16 protein-coding genes and 1 tRNA gene are annotated in these 16,829 nt (G+C 44.0%); 8 read left to right on the top strand and 9 right to left on the bottom strand.

What is annotated here, in order from left to right:
* Positions 1-44: 44 nt before the first annotated feature.
* Genes ACP26N_RS02825 through ACP26N_RS02815 form a run of 3 tightly spaced genes read right to left on the bottom strand, consistent with a single transcriptional unit; the run spans position 45 to position 2,665 of the window.
* Entirely contained in the window at positions 45-605 is a 561-nt protein-coding gene (locus ACP26N_RS02825) for a histidine phosphatase family protein (RefSeq protein ID WP_426354736.1), read from the bottom strand.
* A gap of 13 nt (positions 606-618) precedes the next feature.
* Positions 619-1,299, bottom strand: a complete 681-nt coding sequence (locus tag ACP26N_RS02820) for a response regulator transcription factor (protein WP_426354734.1) — start codon at positions 1,297-1,299, stop codon at positions 619-621.
* Positions 1,300-1,303: 4 nt separating this feature from the next.
* Positions 1,304-2,665, bottom strand: coding sequence for a sensor histidine kinase (locus tag ACP26N_RS02815; RefSeq protein ID WP_131504285.1), 1,362 nt, complete (start codon positions 2,663-2,665; stop codon positions 1,304-1,306).
* A 152-nt stretch (positions 2,666-2,817) separates the two neighbouring features.
* Here ACP26N_RS02815 and ACP26N_RS02810 point away from each other — a divergent pair, with 152 nt between their 5' ends.
* Positions 2,818-3,384 (top strand): YdhK family protein, encoded by a 567-nt coding sequence (locus ACP26N_RS02810; protein WP_131973656.1) that lies wholly within the window; start codon positions 2,818-2,820, stop codon positions 3,382-3,384.
* A 43-nt stretch (positions 3,385-3,427) separates the two neighbouring features.
* On the opposite strand, the gene ACP26N_RS02805 is transcribed toward ACP26N_RS02810, so the two are convergent.
* Positions 3,428-3,500, bottom strand: a tRNA-Val gene (locus ACP26N_RS02805).
* A gap of 142 nt (positions 3,501-3,642) precedes the next feature.
* The gene (locus tag ACP26N_RS02800) at positions 3,643-4,269 is read right to left on the bottom strand and encodes a nitroreductase family protein (protein ID WP_426354732.1); all 627 of its coding nucleotides are present in this window, start codon (positions 4,267-4,269) and stop codon (positions 3,643-3,645) included.
* Between the two features lie 194 nt (positions 4,270-4,463).
* Between ACP26N_RS02800 and yhfH the strand changes: the two genes are divergently transcribed.
* The 4 genes from yhfH (at position 4,464) to ACP26N_RS02780 (ending at position 7,325) form a co-directional block, all read left to right on the top strand.
* Positions 4,464-4,610: a protein YhfH gene (gene yhfH, locus ACP26N_RS02795; protein WP_251135546.1), complete on the top strand. Its 147-nt coding sequence runs from the start codon at positions 4,464-4,466 to the stop codon at positions 4,608-4,610.
* Between the two features lie 204 nt (positions 4,611-4,814).
* Positions 4,815-5,663, top strand: a complete 849-nt coding sequence (locus ACP26N_RS02790; RefSeq protein ID WP_131973657.1) for a polysaccharide deacetylase family protein — start codon at positions 4,815-4,817, stop codon at positions 5,661-5,663.
* Positions 5,664-5,675: 12 nt separating this feature from the next.
* Entirely contained in the window at positions 5,676-6,326 is a 651-nt protein-coding gene (locus ACP26N_RS02785; RefSeq protein ID WP_214855477.1) for a YkyA family protein, read from the top strand.
* A 93-nt stretch (positions 6,327-6,419) separates the two neighbouring features.
* Positions 6,420-7,325 carry an EamA family transporter gene (locus ACP26N_RS02780; protein WP_131504290.1) on the top strand — a complete coding sequence of 302 codons (906 nt, stop codon included), beginning with the start codon at positions 6,420-6,422 and terminating at the stop codon, positions 7,323-7,325.
* Between the two features lie 28 nt (positions 7,326-7,353).
* Here ACP26N_RS02780 and nagE read toward each other — a convergent pair whose 3' ends face one another.
* The 3 genes from nagE to ACP26N_RS02765 all read right to left on the bottom strand — a co-directional run bounded on the left by nagE (position 7,354) and on the right by ACP26N_RS02765 (position 10,567).
* The gene (gene nagE / locus ACP26N_RS02775; RefSeq protein ID WP_131973660.1) at positions 7,354-8,862 is read right to left on the bottom strand and encodes an N-acetylglucosamine-specific PTS transporter subunit IIBC; all 1,509 of its coding nucleotides are present in this window, start codon (positions 8,860-8,862) and stop codon (positions 7,354-7,356) included.
* 160 nt (positions 8,863-9,022) lie between these two features.
* Positions 9,023-9,220 (bottom strand): CsbD family protein, encoded by a 198-nt coding sequence (locus ACP26N_RS02770; protein ID WP_114596916.1) that lies wholly within the window; start codon positions 9,218-9,220, stop codon positions 9,023-9,025.
* A gap of 144 nt (positions 9,221-9,364) precedes the next feature.
* Positions 9,365-10,567: an ornithine--oxo-acid transaminase gene (locus ACP26N_RS02765; protein WP_131504292.1), complete on the bottom strand. Its 1,203-nt coding sequence runs from the start codon at positions 10,565-10,567 to the stop codon at positions 9,365-9,367.
* Positions 10,568-10,741: 174 nt separating this feature from the next.
* Between ACP26N_RS02765 and ACP26N_RS02760 the strand changes: the two genes are divergently transcribed.
* Positions 10,742-12,781 (top strand): EAL domain-containing protein, encoded by a 2,040-nt coding sequence (locus ACP26N_RS02760; RefSeq protein ID WP_426354730.1) that lies wholly within the window; start codon positions 10,742-10,744, stop codon positions 12,779-12,781.
* 98 nt (positions 12,782-12,879) lie between these two features.
* On the opposite strand, the gene ACP26N_RS02755 is transcribed toward ACP26N_RS02760, so the two are convergent.
* Positions 12,880-14,274: a basic amino acid/polyamine antiporter gene (locus tag ACP26N_RS02755; protein ID WP_188005148.1), complete on the bottom strand. Its 1,395-nt coding sequence runs from the start codon at positions 14,272-14,274 to the stop codon at positions 12,880-12,882.
* A gap of 118 nt (positions 14,275-14,392) precedes the next feature.
* On the opposite strand from ACP26N_RS02755, the gene ACP26N_RS02750 reads away from it, so the two are divergent.
* Positions 14,393-15,076, top strand: a complete 684-nt coding sequence (locus ACP26N_RS02750) for an MgtC/SapB family protein (RefSeq protein ID WP_131504295.1) — start codon at positions 14,393-14,395, stop codon at positions 15,074-15,076.
* Between the two features lie 108 nt (positions 15,077-15,184).
* Entirely contained in the window at positions 15,185-16,819 is a 1,635-nt protein-coding gene (locus ACP26N_RS02745) for a peptide ABC transporter substrate-binding protein (RefSeq protein ID WP_131504296.1), read from the top strand.
* Positions 16,820-16,829: the final 10 nt, after the last annotated feature.

Raw genomic sequence — 16,829 nt, 5'->3', positions numbered from 1 at the left:
AAACAGGAGAAGGTCCCTTATCGAAGGGACAATCTCCTGTTTTTTTAGTTATGCTGACAAACTTCTTCAATCTGAAGGAAGGTTTCGTCTTTAAATGTCATTTGATACACAGCCGGCATCTTTAGCGTTTTCCAGAACGCATATCCATATGCCGGATCAAAATGTTGCATTAATAACACCATGATATTCCCGTGTGTTCCGATGACGACGGTTTGATCTTTATGTTTTTCTAGTAATCGTTTGATCTCAGGCACGATACGCCGTTGTGCCGTAACGTTTGATTCACCTCCATACGGATTTTCATCCGGATGTTCCCATACATAACCGACAGCCTGTTGAAAATCCGGCAGTTCTCCGGATACCAATAACCGTTCTTGAAAAGCCGCTGCTTCTTGAATGACTAATCCGTATTGTTCTGCTAAAGGCTGGACCGTCTCAATCGCTCGCCGATACGGACTCGCGTAAATCTGGTCCGGTTTAATCCCTTCAAAAAGAGTCGTCAGTTGTTCCGCATCGTATCTCCCTTGTTCTGATAAAGGACGCGCTTGTTCGTCTGTAGAATAGGTCGAATGCGCATGACGGACCAAATAAATTGTCGTTGTCATTTCAATTCTCCTTTTAGCTGTCTTTTGTCTGCTCCAGCAAACGATAACCCACACCTCGGACAGTCTCCAAATACTCATCGATTGGAAAACCGGAACGGCGCAATTTCTCACGAAGATGACGCATATGAGAATCAATCGTTCGTGGTTCAATCGATTGATCATCGCCCCACAGCGACAAAACCAATTGTTCTCTTGATAAGACGCCATTCACGGACGTCAGGAGTTTTCCTAAAAGTTGAAACTCTGTTTTCGTCAGTAAGATTTTTTGTCCGTCGAATGTACAATGATATCCTGCGACGTCATACTGTAGTCCATGAAATGCATACTGCTCCCGCTTTTCTCGACCAATCAACAGTTCGATTCGTCCTAATAATTCTCCTTCATGAATCGGCTTTGCCACATAATCATCTGCACCGACTTTGCGCCCCCGTAGCACATCTTCCATTTGATTCCGCGCTGTCACCATAATGATTGGAAAATCAGCCATTCGTCTTATATTTTCACACAACGTCCATCCATCCATATCGGGCATCATGACATCGAGTAAAGCCAAATCGATGGGAACGGTCTTGACGATGCCGAGCGCTTTTTCGGCCGTGTCGGCTAAATGACATGTATGACCATAGGGTACCAGATATAACTTCATTAATTGAAGCATCCGTTGTTCATCATCAACGATTAAAATTCGAGCCATTTCTTCACACCTTCCATTGAATCATCACACTCGTCCCGGCATTCTTTTCACTCTTGATATCTAATGTCGCATCGTGTGCTTGAACGATTGCCAAGGCAATCGTCAAACCAAGCCCTGATCCGCCCCGGCTTCGTGATCGTGACGGTTCACTGCGGTACAGACGTTTTGTCACATGGGGTAAACTTTCTTGGCTGATGCCGCTTCCTGTATCACGTACTTGAAAATACGGTCCTGTTTCATTCCTGCCGTATCGGACGACGATTTCACCGGTTGCTGTATATTTTTTTGCGTTATCCAATACATTTATCAGCACTTGCTTGAGCCGAATTTCATCTCCTGCTATCTCTACCGGTTCCCCTGATACATGCAAATGCAGCCCTTTTTCTTCAATTGCAGGTCGCATTTTCTCTGTCGTCGAGACAATCAATTGATCGAGCGCAAGCGGCACTCGTTCGACTGAGAATGCATTCGTATCGGAACGTGCCAGTAACATCAGCTGTTCAATCAATGTGCTCAAATGATCGCTTTCTTCTTTGATAATCGACAGATAAGCTGTTTTTTCAGATTCCGGCAAGTTTGGACGATGTAATATATCCGCATAACCCTTCATGTAGGTCAGCGGAGTTCGAAGTTCGTGCGAGATATTTGCTAAAAATTCTGTCCGTTCACGATTCAAAAAATCGAGATCTTTTGCCAACTGTGTGATGGAGCGTGCCAGTGCCCCAAGCTCATCCGAGCGGTTTACCGGTAAATCCACGTCAAGGTTTCCTTCTTTCAACTTGGCCGTCGCACGCTCCATCTCAATGAGCGGTCTTGAAATCAATCGTGTACACAGCACGACAGTCGCAAGCGACAGAAGAACGGCAATGATACCAACTTGAATGAATTGTTGTCTTAACGGGTTAACGACTTGTTGAATTAACGTTTCCGGAGCAAACATGAAGACATGCCCACGATGAACACCTGAAATCGTGATTGGACTATCTGTCATTAAAAAATCCTTCGTTTCCGCTTGAGCTCTTAAAATCCGATCTTTTCGTTGTGTTTGAAATTCCGTATGGATAAGCTCTACTTTCATTTTAGGAGTAAGTGGATGCGAAGCCTTTAAAATTTTTCCTTTTTGATCCGTGATAACGACTGTAAATTCGGATGCTGATTCCATCAAACTGACATGTTCCAATGTTTCCGCATGAAATGATTCCTCGAGGACATCGCGGTGCGTGTTCCCTCGGTTCAGCAAACCGAGGACCACTTCATTCGTCCTTTGATTCACAAGGTTTAAATAGAGGGTACTGAACAGAATGCCGCCGATGAAAAGAATGGCAGTCAAAAAAAGTAGACCAATGTAGTACGAAATATGCCGCATGCCCTGCTCCTCCTTTTTCTTCACTATTACGATACACTTTTCCAATGACTCGTTCAGTCAGGTAATTGAATTGTCACTCTTTCTGCACGGTTTCTGCACGAAACACGGGTATAGTAGTCACATAACCAAATTACTACAGGAGGTATTTTTTTATGAAAAAACAACTACTCGTTACATCACTCGCTCTTTCTGCTGTCCTAAGTTTAGGTGCCTGCGGATCTGATTCCAATTCCTCTACTTCACACGATATGCATGATAATAAGAACGATTCCCATGCAGGGATGATGCATTCAAGTGACGGGAAAATTCCCGCTGGACTGAAACAAGCTGAAAATCCGAAGTTTAAAGACGGATCAGACGTCCTTCTGTCCTCTGATCATATGAAAGGGATGGATGGCGCAAAAGCAACAATCGTCGATTCATTTGATACAACAGTATATGAAGTCAGCTATACACCAACGAACGGTGGTAAAAAAGTCAGCAATCATAAATGGGTGATTCAGGAAGAACTTAACCCGGTTCCGGCTTCACCGTTACAAGCAGGTGATGAGGTGACTTTAGCTGCTGATCACATGAAAGGTATGGATGGTGCAAAAGCGACCATTGATCAAGCAGATCAGACAACCGTGTATATGGTCGATTTTAAACCGACAACCGGTGGAAAAACGATTAAAAATCATAAATGGGTGACAGAAGATGAACTTCAAGCCAATGATTAAAACAAAAAAACCCGCTCATCCAAAGATGAACGGGTTTTTGGTATGATTCTGACTGGGCTCGAACCAGCGACCTCTACCCTGTCAAGGTAGCGCTCTCCCAGCTGAGCTACAGAATCATGATGCAGTACGTTATGTACTTGCTAGGACATGTATTAATATAGCAAGAAACTAACCATCTGACAAGTACTTTTCTAAAAAAATATGAAAAATAAAAATGAAGGGGCTGAACTTTATTTTAAGTCAACCCCTCCCTTTTACTTATAGAATGGTCGTCACTTGATCGACCGGTAAACGGAGCGCCGGACGTTTTTTCGCGTCTTCGACTGCTTTCCCGACAGCAATCAACATGACCGGGACATAACGTTCGTCTGTAATGAACGTTTCTGTAAAGAGTTGATGATTGAATCCGCCCATCGCGAGTGTCGAGAGTCCTTTTGCTTCAGCAACTAGCATCAGTTGCATCGCAGCTAAACTTGCGTTTGACATGGCTGCATCTCTCGCGTAAGACTCGCTTTGATATGCCCCTTCTACTTGTCCTTTGATCGAGTCAAACAAGTCTTCCGTCATGCCTCCTGCTTCTACGGCTGGTCCATAAACCGGATTATAGTTTCGGTTTGCCTGTAAATCCCCTAGTACGGCAATGACGACGGAAGAAGAACTGATGGCCGGCTGATTGTAAGCGATTGGAGCTAATCGTTGTTTCGCTTCTTCCGAATGGAAGGCAACGAAATGCCAATGTTGCAAGTTCCAGGCACTTGGTGCAGCTGTCGTCAATTCAACCAATTCTTGGACTTCTTCTTGTGAAAGCGTGAATGTCTCATCGTAATGACGAACTGACCGGCGTTCTGTCAAAATTGATAGTGTGTCAGATAGTGTTTGATTCATAATGATCCCCCTCTAAGTACATCTGTTTACTTTGTTATCGTATCATCCTCTATGCTACCTGTCATATGACAAGACTCGCTAAAGACTCTTCTGTTATAAAACAAAGATTGACATATCAAATCTGTACTAGTACAATAAAATAAATTCAGTGTTATTTGCTGGTACATCCATATACTAAGAGGAGGAATACAATCATGGAACAACCCCTTTACCAAGAGACCTCTCCCGAGTTTTACCGTCAACTTCCGGTCAAAACCTGCTCTCATTGCGGAAAAGAAATGGATGAACAATGCGAATCGTATAAAACAGAATGTGATGAGTGTGCTGTTACAGAACACTAATCGTAAAGTTGCTTGAAGAAAGAAGTCTCCGGTAGCGGATGGACTTCTTTTTTGTTTGAAAATATAACACTATTTCTATCTTAATCAACTTTTTTTGAATTATAGGTTCTGTAGTCATCTTTTTGTAATATTTTTGTTACAAATGAAACAGACAAAATGTTACATTTAACTCATAAGATTTTCCGTAAAGGAGCTCAGACATCAATGGATTCATACAACTCAGGCAATCCAATCGGCCTTGGACCAAGACACCGAAAACCAAAACGAAAGTATTTCGCTAAGCTTTTGATCGTACTGGCGATGATTCTTCTTCCGATTGGCGGTTATATCGTTTATCAGTACCTTGCTTCGACACAACAACAAGCGAGCGTAAAACCCGTCCAATCTTTGCGGGAAGTTCCGACTCCGAACCTGGATAAGGCACGCGTCGAGAAATGGAACGGGATTACTAAAAAAGTGGCGTATCTGACATTTGAAGACGGACCGACTGCATTGACTCCGGACATCTTGAAATCGTTACAAGACCAAGAAGTTAAAGCGACTTTCTTTTTGATCGGAAGTAACATCGATGAACAACCGGATGTCGTCCGCTCGATAGCAAAGGCTGGACATTATATCGGACCACACAGTGAAACTCATGATTATGACACCCTGTATAAGAAAAAACAGTATGTTCCCGAGATGCTTCAAGTCCAAAAACAAATCAAACAACTGACGAATCACAGTCCGTTGCTGACACGTCCTCCTTATGGATCAACACCTGGTATTAACAAGTCGATTGCAAAAGAAATCGAACAGGCGAAACTTCGGGTGTGGGATTGGTCGATCGATTCGATGGACTGGTACTACAAAGATAGTGCCAAGGAAGTTGCCAAAACTGTCATCAGCCGTGCAGAAGACCCGGTCGAAATCATCCTGTTGCATGAACAACCACAAACATTGCGGGCATTACCGGCAATTGTTGCTGGATTAAAGAAAAAAGGCTATCAGTTTTCCATCTATGATGAAGATTTTCATGTCCCGTATAATTTCGCAAAATTCTCTAATTTATAAGGAGTTCCTTTCATGATTAATAAACGGATGATCCTCACCAGTTGTTTGACCTGTCTCGGCCTCTTGGTTCTCAGTGCCTGCTCGAGTGACCCGGCCGCTTCGATATACGAGCAGTTGGAAGAACAAGCGAAGTCCGAACAAAAAGCAGCAGTCGTCGCCGAGCAACGGACGCGTCAAGATGAAATTTCCGTCAATACCTATCAAGCCGTCCTCGAAGCTGGGGCCGATGATATTAAACGGGCGCAAAATGAACGGGATGAATTGACCGCTCTGAATCAAAATCGTGTCAAATTGTTAAAACAAGAACAAACAATCCGTACCCGTGCTTTTGATGAGTTAGACCTTGCGGAATTAACGAGTACCTTATCTTCGTTGTCTGCCGCTAAAAAAGACGGCACAGCCCTTATCGATGTCTTTAAAGAGCGTGAGAAGGCTTTTGATACGTTTTTGAAACGTTATGCGGCGACGATTGCTTCAGAAAAGAAAGTGCTTTCCTACTTGACCGAAAAACCGAACTTCGTTAAGATTGATGAAGCAACAGCTGATTTAAACCGGACTTCCCGTCAAGCAACAGAGGCACTCAAAACCTTTAATCAATTGACCGTCCGCTACAATGAATTAAAGCCAACCTTTTACAAAAAGGCTGGACTCAACATTAAATAACTCACACAGGTTGCAACCAAACCCTGTCCAAAAAACCTGGACAAGGCCCCGTTGCAACCTTTTTTGTGCGTTTTAAAACATGGAGGAATCTGTATGAATCGTTCAAAAGCAACACTTTTCGTCTTAATCGGCGCCATTAGTTACGGCGTCCTGTCGACAATCGTCAAACTGGCTTACGAGGCAGGATTTAATTCGGCCGCTGTTTCCGGAAGCCAATTCTTCTTCGGGTGGCTGATGATTTTCATCTTAGCTCTGCTGTCGAAAAATCTTCGTCTTCATCCTAAAACTGCTTTTACTTTGATGGCAATCGGGATTTCAAGCGGAACGACCGGCTACCTGTATTACCAAAGCCTGCAAACTGTTTCTGCTTCTGTCGCCATCATTCTCCTCTTCCAATTCACATGGATTGGTGTCGTGATTGATTCGATTCTTGCAAGAAGATTGCCTTCACGCCCCCATTTTTTATCTGCCATCCTGTTAATTGGTGGTGCTATTTTAGCCAGCGCGGCTTACACCAGCGCTCTTGACGTGCGCGGTACGTTGTTTGGACTTGGAGCAGCCGTCAGTTTCTCGATCTTCCTGCTTGCCAGTGGTCGGGTCGCAAATCATGTACCTGTCATTAAAAAAAGTTTTTATATGATGACGGGTGGACTTCTGTTCGTCATGATCATGTATCCACCTACGACATTCTTGACTGCAGCGAATTTCGAACAAGGACTGATCTGGTATGCCCTTCCGCTTGGTCTGTTTGCCTTAATTTTACCACCGCTGTTGTTCGCAGCAGGAGCTCCACACCTAAGTCCTGCCAGCGTCTCACTGCTTGGTGCAGCAGAACTGCCGACTGCGGTCATCTGTTCGGTCCTCATACTCGGTGAGCATCTTTCCGGTTCACAGTGGATTGGGATCATCATCATACTGATTGGGATTTTCTATCCGATTTATGTCAGCAGTTTGAAACAGTCGACCAGCTCTGCCCCACGTCAAAACGACCTCTCCTGATTAATCAGGAAAGGTCGTTTTTTTGACATTATTTTTGACGTTTCATCGCATCAGCGACAAATTCAACATCCGTCCCAATGATGATTTGGACATTTTTTGCCCCCATCTTCATGACACCTTTTGCGCCTGCCGCTTTAATCGCTGCTTCATCAATGATAGTCGAATCTTTCACTTGGAGACGGAGACGTGTCGCACAGTTATCAATCGATGTGACGTTTTCCGTTCCTTGTAATCCCGCAAAAATCCGGGCTGCTTGTTGCTCATACTTATCGTCCGATACCCCTGTGACCGGTCCTGCATCCGTCACAAGTGTTTCATCTTCACGCCCTGGCGTCTTCAAATCAAATTTCGTGATCATGAAGTAGAACAGGAAGTAATAGATGACCGCGAACACCAGACCGACGACCAGTAAAAGTAACGGTTTTGTCGCGATTCCGAAGTTCAGGACATAATCGATGAATCCGGCCGAGAAGGAGAATCCGTGCAGTATACCGAGCAGGTTGACGACTGCCATGGAAACACCTGTCAATACGGCATGAATAACATATAATACCGGAGATAAGAACATGAACGAAAACTCAATCGGTTCCGTAATTCCCGTCAGGAACGACGTTAATCCCAAACCGATCATCGCTCCCGCGACTGCTTTCCGATTTTCTTTGCGTGCTGCCATGACCATCGCTGCGGCCGCTGCCGGTAAAGCGAACATCATGATTGGGAAAAATCCTGCTTGATAAATACCGGCTGTTGGATCTCCTGCGAAGAACCGTGCGATATCGCCATTCGCAATCGTTCCATCCGCTTTTTCGTATGAACCGAAGACGAACCAGAAAATATTGTTCAAGACATGGTGAAGACCGACAGGAATCAATAGACGGTTGAAGAATCCAAACAGTGCGGCTCCTCCCGCCCCAAGGCTGACCATCCATTCTCCCGCATTATTGATGCCATCTTCAATGAACGGCCATAAGTAACCAAAGATGAATGCCAGGATCAGCATGGCAGCCGAAGTGATGATTGGAACAAAACGGCGTCCACCGAAGAACGCTAACCAATCCGGTAATTTAATATTGTAAAATCGATTGTATAACAAACCGGCGACAATACCGGCAATGATCCCGCCGAACACAGCCATATTGACCATCGAACCTAAAGTTGCCTGATTGGCAATGGAACTTAAGGTCGCCCCATCCACTTTCGTCGAGGAGTCATTGACAATGGCGGCGATTGCATCGTACTTAGCCTGAATTTGAGCGTTCGAATAATCCTTGTTCATGGAGTCGACACCCGTTTTTAAGACCAGATACCCGACTGCCCCTGCCAAGCCGGCAGCGCCACTTGCATCAATCGATAATCCGATCGCGACACCAATCGCAAAAATCAGTGGAAGATTATCAAAAATCGCACCACCTGCTGCCACCATCAATGGAACATCCAACATGTCGGCTGAACCGAGTCGAAGGACAATTCCTGCGGCTGGTAAAACGGCGATCGGTAGCATTAAGGCCTTACCGATTCGTTGAAGAAACTGCAACATATACTTCACCCTTTCTTAAATAAAAACAAATAATGACATGACGATGAAAACGCTTTAACATTTATTATTATTCCACATACACATATAAATGACTAGACCTTTATACATATTTTTTCATAAAAAAAGATCCCTCTACACAAGGGACCTTAATGGGTACAGATTAACGACGATTTGTATCTTCGAGATTCTGTTGAACATTTCCAACCGTTTTTTTAGCATCGCCTTTAAGCTGATCTTTTTTGCCTTCACGTTCTGTTGATTTATCTCCTGTTGCTTTTCCAAGCGCTTCTTTCGCTTTTCCGGCAACTTTATCAACTAAACCATCCGTTTTTTTGCTTAATCCGCTATCGTTTGACATGTTCATTACCCCCTATTTTTTTAACGCATAATAATATGTTCCCACCTGAAACAGATTCAAACATCGTTCTGCTCTCATTTGTCCTAAATCCAAAAATCAGTCGATTAAAAAACTCCCTATCGCTTTCCGATAGGGAGTAGTTTATTACTGTGCAACCGAGACGCCGAGGACTTGTTCAATCCGTTCGAATGCCCAGTCTAATTCTTCTTTTGTGATGACGAGTGGTGGTGCAAAACGAATGACTGTCTCATGTGTTTCCTTGCAGAGCAATCCTTTTTCTTTTAATGCTTCGCAATACGGACGAGCAGCTTCTGTCAATTCGACACCGATGAACAGTCCACGTCCACGAACTTCTTTAATCATCGGATTGTCGATTTCTTTTAGACGGTTCATAAAGTATGTTCCGAGCTCAAGTGAACGTTCTGGCAACTTCTCTTCTTCCAAAACTTCGAGTGAAGCGACAGATACCGCACAGGCCAATGGATTCCCACCGAATGTCGAACCATGCGATCCCGGATTAAAGACACTCAGGATATCGTGGTTGGCAGCCACACAAGAAATCGGGAACACGCCGCCACCCAGTGCTTTTCCTAAGATGTACATATCTGGTGTTACATTGTCCCAGTCCGAAGCAAACCATTTACCCGAACGGCCCAGTCCTGATTGGATTTCATCCGAGACGAGTAGTACGTTTTGTTCCTTACAGACGTCTTGAGCATCTTTCAAGAATCCTTCGTACGGAATCAGGATACCCGCTTCACCTTGGATCGGCTCAACGATGAAGGCAGCTGTATTTTCCGTGATGGCACCTTTCAGTGCTTCCAAATCCCCGTACGGAATCGTTTTGATGCCCGGTAAGAGTGGTCCGAATCCGCGTTGATATTCGGCTTCTGTTGACATCGAAACAGCCGTCATCGTCCGACCATGGAAGTTTCCTTCGCAGACGATGATTTCGGCATCTCCCGGAATTTGTTTGACTTCGTACGCCCAGCGACGTGCTGCCTTGACTGCCGTCTCGACCGCTTCCGCTCCCGTATTCATCGGCAGGACCATATCTTTTCCTGTCAATTGCGCGACCTTTTCATAAAAGAATCCGAGCTGGTCATTGTGAAAGGCGCGGGATGTCAGCGTAATTTTATCCGCTTGCCGTTTTAAGGCTTCGATGATTTTCGGATGACGGTGTCCTTGGTTTACAGCTGAATAGGCACTAAGCATATCCATATACTCGCGGCCTTCCGGATCTTTAACGAAAACCCCTTCTGCCTCCGAGATGACGATTGGGAGTGGATGATAATTGTGTGCCCCGAATTTCTCTGTCTGTGAAATAATTTTCTCTGTTTGATTCATGATAAATCCCCCTTTTTTCGCTTAGAAAACGCTTTCATTCTGATTATAACAGATTCAAACAGATAATCTTCAATCGAAATACAGGATTTATCCGCATGAAAATTGAATATACTGGGAATAGACAAGACAAGTGAACCGTCATCTCTGATCATTTAAAAGGAGTGTGCGTCCGTAATGGATCGTTCGACCATTAATTCCTATGAAACTGTCATGCAAGGATTTCCCTTACCTGCATTTATTCTGCACGTCGATTTAACTGTTCATTCCTGGAATGAGGCTGCCGAATCCTGCTGGGGCTGGTCGGCACAAGAAGTTATCGGACAATTGATTCCGCTCCTTGATCCGGAAGATGCTACGTTCAGTCGGCAAATCTGGCATTCATTTTTAAAAAAACGACAATCGATCCAATTACCCAATACAACATTTCTGCATAAGTCAGGTGAACATTCAGCAGCGACGTTACTCGTCTCACCGCTCTTTGATGACAAAAATGAGCCGTTTGGTGCTTTTTTCTGTCAGTTGCCTTCTTCTACTCAACAAAATGCAAGCAAACCGTTATTCCAGGGATTGATGGATTTACGATATGCGTTTGATCAAATCGCTTGTGTCGCCATCTTCGACGCACGGGGAACGATTCAATATGCCAATGCCAACTTGACAGACGTTACAGGATTTTGTCCAAATGCGTTGCTTGGTCAAGCTTGGACGATCCTCCTCGATTCGTCGGAAGAGGTTCTTCCGACGATCCGCTCCCAAATCAAAAGAAAAAAGGCCTGGTCCGGAAAACTATCGATTTCGACCCAGGATGATTCTAAAAAAGTCCTTCGTGCCACCCTGATTCCAGTGTATGACGTAAATGGTGTCCGTTTCCAACATATTTTCATTGGTACCGATATTACGGAAACCGAACATCTCGAACAGGAACTTGATTTTTTAGTCCATCATAATGAATTGACCCATCTGCTGAATAAACGAGGCTTCCTTCGTGAAGGTCAGGTCTTATTCTCCAAAGCATCTGATGATTTCCCGATCTCACTCATCTTATTTGATATTGATCGTTTTAAAGTCATCAACGATTCTTTCGGTACACATGTAGGCGACCAACTGTTACAAGCGTTAGCCAAACGTTTGTCTCACCATGCAAAACAGCTGTTAACGTTCCATCCGACGAGTGACTTGTTTGGTTTATTGCTAAAAGTCACCGACCGGAATGCCCTGTTCCAGTATGCCCGGAAACTGCAACAAGTATTGCAACGTCCCTATTATATTAATGGGCATTCCTTAATCATCTCCTGTACGTTCGGAATTACCGTCTATCCTTCGGAAGCCAAATCACTTGAAGATTTGTACCGCCGTTCGGAAATGGCCTTGTATGCCGGAAAATCAATCGGTACAGGAACGATTCAATATTTAACCCATGAAATGGATGAGCAGTTCACCCGGAAATTACAGCTCGAACGCTCATTATTTACGGCTTTAGAGGATCAAGCCCTTCATTTGGTCTATCAACCAATCATCAACTTGAAAACCAAGCATGTCGATGGTTTTGAAGCGCTGTTGCGTTGGAATCATACGGCACTCGGGAGCATTCCTCCTGATGAATTCATTCCACTTGCGGAAGAAGCCGCTTTGATCACACCCATTAACAACTGGGTCGTCATCGAGGCCTGTGAGCGGCTCGCCATTTGGCAGAAACGGATTGCGGCTGATTTGACGATGGCCATCAATATTTCACCGCACCAGTTCCAAAGTGACTCGTTCGTCCGGACGCTGCAACACGTCGTGACCCAGAAAATAATTAATCCGCAATTCGTCACCCTTGAATTGACGGAGAACATCGCAATTTTACAAACACAGCGGACAATTGAACGGATGCAACTGATTAAAGCGCTTGGCTTCCGATTATCGATTGATGATTTTGGAACAGGTTATTCTTCCTTACAATATTTGCGTGCTTTTCCGATTGATGAACTCAAGATCGATAAAGTCTTCATTGACGGCATCGATTTAGGAGAAAACGGGTTGCTCGACTCAATCATTCAACTTGGTCAAAACTTAAAGCTGAACCTCGTCGCAGAAGGTGTCGAAACGGCAACCGCCTTACATTATTTACAAGAGACGCCTTGCCAACAAATGCAAGGATTCATTTTCTCTGAACCACTGTCTGTTGATGCAGTGGAACACCGCTTCGGCTCAGCAAATTCTGAAGACTGAGATAGATACCAGACAACAAAAAAACAGGAGCCGGATGCTGATCCGGTTCCTGTTTTGTCTATCAAGACGGATATTAACGTCCCTCTTGCTTTTTTGTCTTACAATTGAATTTGACCTCCGACCATTCCGTAAATCGCAACGGCAGCTAAGATAATTAAAATTCCGCTTGCAATCATTTCGTAACGCGACATGCCGCCCCGTTTCTGTTCCCGTTCTGCCATCAGGTAGGCAATGATACCCGGTGCATAGACGAGGGCTGCGATGACGATATACCAAATCCCTGAAGCGTAGACGAGCCACAGTGAATAGGCAGCAGCAATCGTCGAGAAGATTAACATCTTCGTATTACGTTCTGCTCGTGAAAAACGGACACTGTATACGGCAGACAACAGATACGGCAACAAAGCACAAATTCCGGCAATACTGGATAAGACTAAATACGTCTGTGCAGAAAATAAGGCGATACCCGCAACGAACTGGGTCGCAATTTGAGTGATCAGTAACGCACCGACCGGCGCCCCTTTACGGTTCGTTTTTGCAAAGAACTTTGGAAACGCACCGTCTTTCGCGACAAGGTAGGAAATTTCAGATGCAAGAATCGTCCATCCGAGCAATGCTCCTGATAACGAAATGATCAATCCGATCATAATCAATGTGGCTCCAAACGGACCAATGGCAGCTTCGAGCACATAAGCCATTGTCGGTTCTTGTAATCCTGCTAATTGCTCCTGGTTCAAAACACCGAGCGATAAGACGGAAATCAGGATGTAGATGACAAGTACTCCGACAAGTCCTACGACTGTCGCCTTCCCGACATCACTCCGTTTGTTGGCGCGTGTCGACAAGACGACAGCCCCTTCAATCCCGACAAAGGCCCAAAGCGTTACAAGCATCGTTCCTTTGACTTGCGTAAAGATACTGCCTAATTCTGTTCCTTCTCCCCAAAAATTGAGGTTAAACGTCTTCACATTAAACGCAATTGCTACCAGTAAAATAAAGATCAAAATCGGAACGAGCTTGGCGATCGTCGTAATCAGGTTGACAAGTGTCGCTTCTTTAATCCCGCTCGAGACGATGAAAAAAAGTCCCCAGACGACGAAAATACTCATTATCAACAAAAATACACGATTTTCTGATGAGAAAATCGGGAAAAAGTAACTGAGTGCATTAAAGACCAACGTTATGTTGGCAACTGTCCCGATCCAGGCCGAGACCCAATATCCCCAGGCGCTGTTAAAACCGACAAATCGTCCGAATCCTTCACGGGCATACGCGTAAATGCCGCCCTCAAGTTCCGGTTTACTGTTTGCTAAGTGCTGAAATACCAGTGCCAGCATAATCATACCAAGACCAGTAATTCCCCATCCGATCAAAATTGGACCTGCACTTGCTTTTTGAGCCATCGCTCCCGGCAGATTAAAGGCACCTCCACCGACCATCGATCCAATGACCATTGCGGCTAAAGCAAAAAAGCCGATCTTTTGTTGATTCATTCTCTAACACGTCCTTTATTTCTTGTATATCTATTCATATCAAACGTATATTCATTCGAAAGACACAAAATTCATTATAACAAAATCAAAGCCGTTGTAAAGAAAGGATTTGATAAACATGAATTGGATCCATTCGTTCCAACTAGAAGATTTTTTAAAATTAATGATTTCTGCTATTTTTGGAATTATTTTAGGATTTGAGCGTGAAATCAAAAACAAACCTGTTGGTATACGTACTAGCCTCGTAATTACCCTGATTAGCTGTCTGTTAACCATTGTTTCCATTAAGTCTGTCCTTCTTTACAGCGAGATTGCGCCAAATATTCAGATGGACCCAATGCGACTTGTCGCTCAAGTCATTGCAGGTATCGGTTTTATTGGAGCCGGTGTCATTTTAAGACGACCTCATGATATCGTCAGCGGCTTGACAACAGCTGCCATCATTTGGAGTTCAAGCGGGATAGGCATAGCAATCGGGGCGGGATTTATTTATGAAGCCGCTTTTCTAGTAATTTTTCTGTTTCTTTCTTTAGAAATAATCACGAGAATAATGAAACGTTTTAACAATAGTCGTTTCGAAGCCAACGTCATGGTTGCTCATTTGATACTATCCAGTGAAACAAACGCTCAATATGTAAAAGAAGCTTTGGAACAACAAGGAGTTCGTATCACTAATATGCGCCTGCATAGTAACGGTCGACAATTAACTTTACGGATGTATTCCCCTCATAAACTGACAATATTCATACTTTATGACTACTTGAAAACACTCGGAATTGAGCATATAGACCTTGATCAATAAGAATTGTCAGAAAATTTATGTTGCATTTTTACTCGCTTTCACTTAAATTTACATTATGTTCACACTTTTCTGAAATCATTTCAATCTAATCGGGGGGTCATCTTTCACATGAAGAAACAAACTAAAATTGCCTTTGCTGGACTATCCAGCATGGCGCTGCTCGCAGTAGCAGCTTGTGGCCAAAGCAATGAATCAGATGGAAACTCTTCTTCCTCAAAAGAAAAAAAACAAGAGGTGACACTCATCTCGACTACGGATGTGCCACAACTTGATCCAACAAAAACAACGGACTCAACATCCATCATCGTTACGAACAACGTCTTTGAAGGTCTCTACCGTCTTGACGGCGACAACAAACCGACTGCCGGAATCGCAGAAAGTGTCGAAGTATCAGATGATAAGAAAACATATACATTTAAACTCCGTAAAGATGCCAAGTGGTCAGATGGTTCAGCTGTTACGGCAGACGACTTCATCTACTCTTGGAAACGTGCACTCGATCCAAAAACAGGAGCAGAGTACGCATACATCCTTCAGGATTTAAAAAATGCTAACAAAATCTTAGCCGGTGAAGCAGAACTCGATTCGCTCGGTGTCAAGAAAGTAGACGATCAAACTCTTGAAGTGCAATTGGAAGCTCCGGCTCCATACTTCCTCGGATTGACAAGTTTCCCTACTTACTTACCACTCAAGCAATCGTTTGTCGAAGAAAAAGGCGACAAGTTTGCGACAAACGTCGACTCGATGCTCTTCAACGGACCATTCATTTTGGATAAGTGGCAATCTAATTCCGGTTGGACATATAAGAAAAACCCGGATTACTGGGATAAAGCAAACGTCAAAATGGAAAAAATCGATGTAAAAGTCGTTAAAGAAATTTCGACTGGTGTCAACTTGTTCGAGTCGAAAGACGTCGACTTCGCACCTATCACATCGGAGTTCGTCTCACAATACGAAAAATCCGACAACTACAAGACACGTCCAGATGCACGGATCAACTTCCTCCGATTCAACCAAAAAAATAAAGCACTTAAAAACGAAAACATCCGTAAAGCGCTTGCACTTGGTTTTGAAAAACAAGGAATTACAGACGTCATCTTAAATGACGGTTCAAAACCGGCTAACTTCATCGTCGCAAAAGACTTTACATTCACACCGGATGGGGAAGATTTCCGTGCCAAATATCCAGATCTCCAAAGCTTTGATGCAACAGAAGCGAAAAAAGCATGGGATGCCGGCCTAAAAGAACTCGGTGTCAAAACAGTAGAACTCGATATGTTGTCACGTGATGAAGATGCCTTCAAGAAAGTTTCTGAATTCTTAAAAGGTGATCTCGAGAAAAACTTACCGGGTCTTACGGTCAACATCAAGCAACAACCGTTCAAAAACTTCCTGGACCTCGAGTCTAAAGGCGATTACGACATCTCTGCTGCCGGTTGGGGCCCTGACTACCAGGATCCAATGACGTTCCTCGATATGTGGTTAACAGGCGGAAGCTTTAACCGTATGGAATACTCGAACAAAGAGTTCGATAAGATGATTAAAGAAGCAAAAGCAGAGCCGGATGAAGCAAAACGTTGGTCGACGCTTCAAGAAGCTGAAAAAATGCTCTTGGCAGAAGACTATGCGATTGCTCCAATCTACCAAAAAGGTGAAGCATACTTGCAACGTGCGAACATCGACAAACTATATCGTCACCCATTCGGAGCAGACATGAGCTTCAAATGGATGGAAGTAAAATAAGTATCCTCCT

The organism is Exiguobacterium sp. R-39, from assembly GCF_049942815.1.
Lineage (GTDB): Bacteria > Bacillota > Bacilli > Exiguobacteriales > Exiguobacteriaceae > Exiguobacterium_A.
Note: the sequence above shows the minus strand (reverse complement) of the source record. Positions and strands in the feature narration are given on the sequence as shown.

Coding starts and splice junctions, on each gene's coding strand:
- ACP26N_RS02825 (WP_426354736.1), bottom strand. CDS start 605: ATGACAACGACAATTTATTTGGTCCGTCATGCGCATTCGACCTATTCT.
- ACP26N_RS02820 (WP_426354734.1), bottom strand. CDS start 1,299: ATGGCTCGAATTTTAATCGTTGATGATGAACAACGGATGCTTCAATTA.
- ACP26N_RS02815 (WP_131504285.1), bottom strand. CDS start 2,665: ATGCGGCATATTTCGTACTACATTGGTCTACTTTTTTTGACTGCCATT.
- ACP26N_RS02810 (WP_131973656.1), top strand. CDS start 2,818: ATGAAAAAACAACTACTCGTTACATCACTCGCTCTTTCTGCTGTCCTA.
- ACP26N_RS02800 (WP_426354732.1), bottom strand. CDS start 4,269: ATGAATCAAACACTATCTGACACACTATCAATTTTGACAGAACGCCGG.
- yhfH (WP_251135546.1), top strand. CDS start 4,464: ATGGAACAACCCCTTTACCAAGAGACCTCTCCCGAGTTTTACCGTCAA.
- ACP26N_RS02790 (WP_131973657.1), top strand. CDS start 4,815: ATGGATTCATACAACTCAGGCAATCCAATCGGCCTTGGACCAAGACAC.
- ACP26N_RS02785 (WP_214855477.1), top strand. CDS start 5,676: ATGATTAATAAACGGATGATCCTCACCAGTTGTTTGACCTGTCTCGGC.
- ACP26N_RS02780 (WP_131504290.1), top strand. CDS start 6,420: ATGAATCGTTCAAAAGCAACACTTTTCGTCTTAATCGGCGCCATTAGT.
- nagE (WP_131973660.1), bottom strand. CDS start 8,862: ATGTTGCAGTTTCTTCAACGAATCGGTAAGGCCTTAATGCTACCGATC.
- ACP26N_RS02770 (WP_114596916.1), bottom strand. CDS start 9,220: ATGTCAAACGATAGCGGATTAAGCAAAAAAACGGATGGTTTAGTTGAT.
- ACP26N_RS02765 (WP_131504292.1), bottom strand. CDS start 10,567: ATGAATCAAACAGAGAAAATTATTTCACAGACAGAGAAATTCGGGGCA.
- ACP26N_RS02760 (WP_426354730.1), top strand. CDS start 10,742: ATGGATCGTTCGACCATTAATTCCTATGAAACTGTCATGCAAGGATTT.
- ACP26N_RS02755 (WP_188005148.1), bottom strand. CDS start 14,274: ATGAATCAACAAAAGATCGGCTTTTTTGCTTTAGCCGCAATGGTCATT.
- ACP26N_RS02750 (WP_131504295.1), top strand. CDS start 14,393: ATGAATTGGATCCATTCGTTCCAACTAGAAGATTTTTTAAAATTAATG.
- ACP26N_RS02745 (WP_131504296.1), top strand. CDS start 15,185: ATGAAGAAACAAACTAAAATTGCCTTTGCTGGACTATCCAGCATGGCG.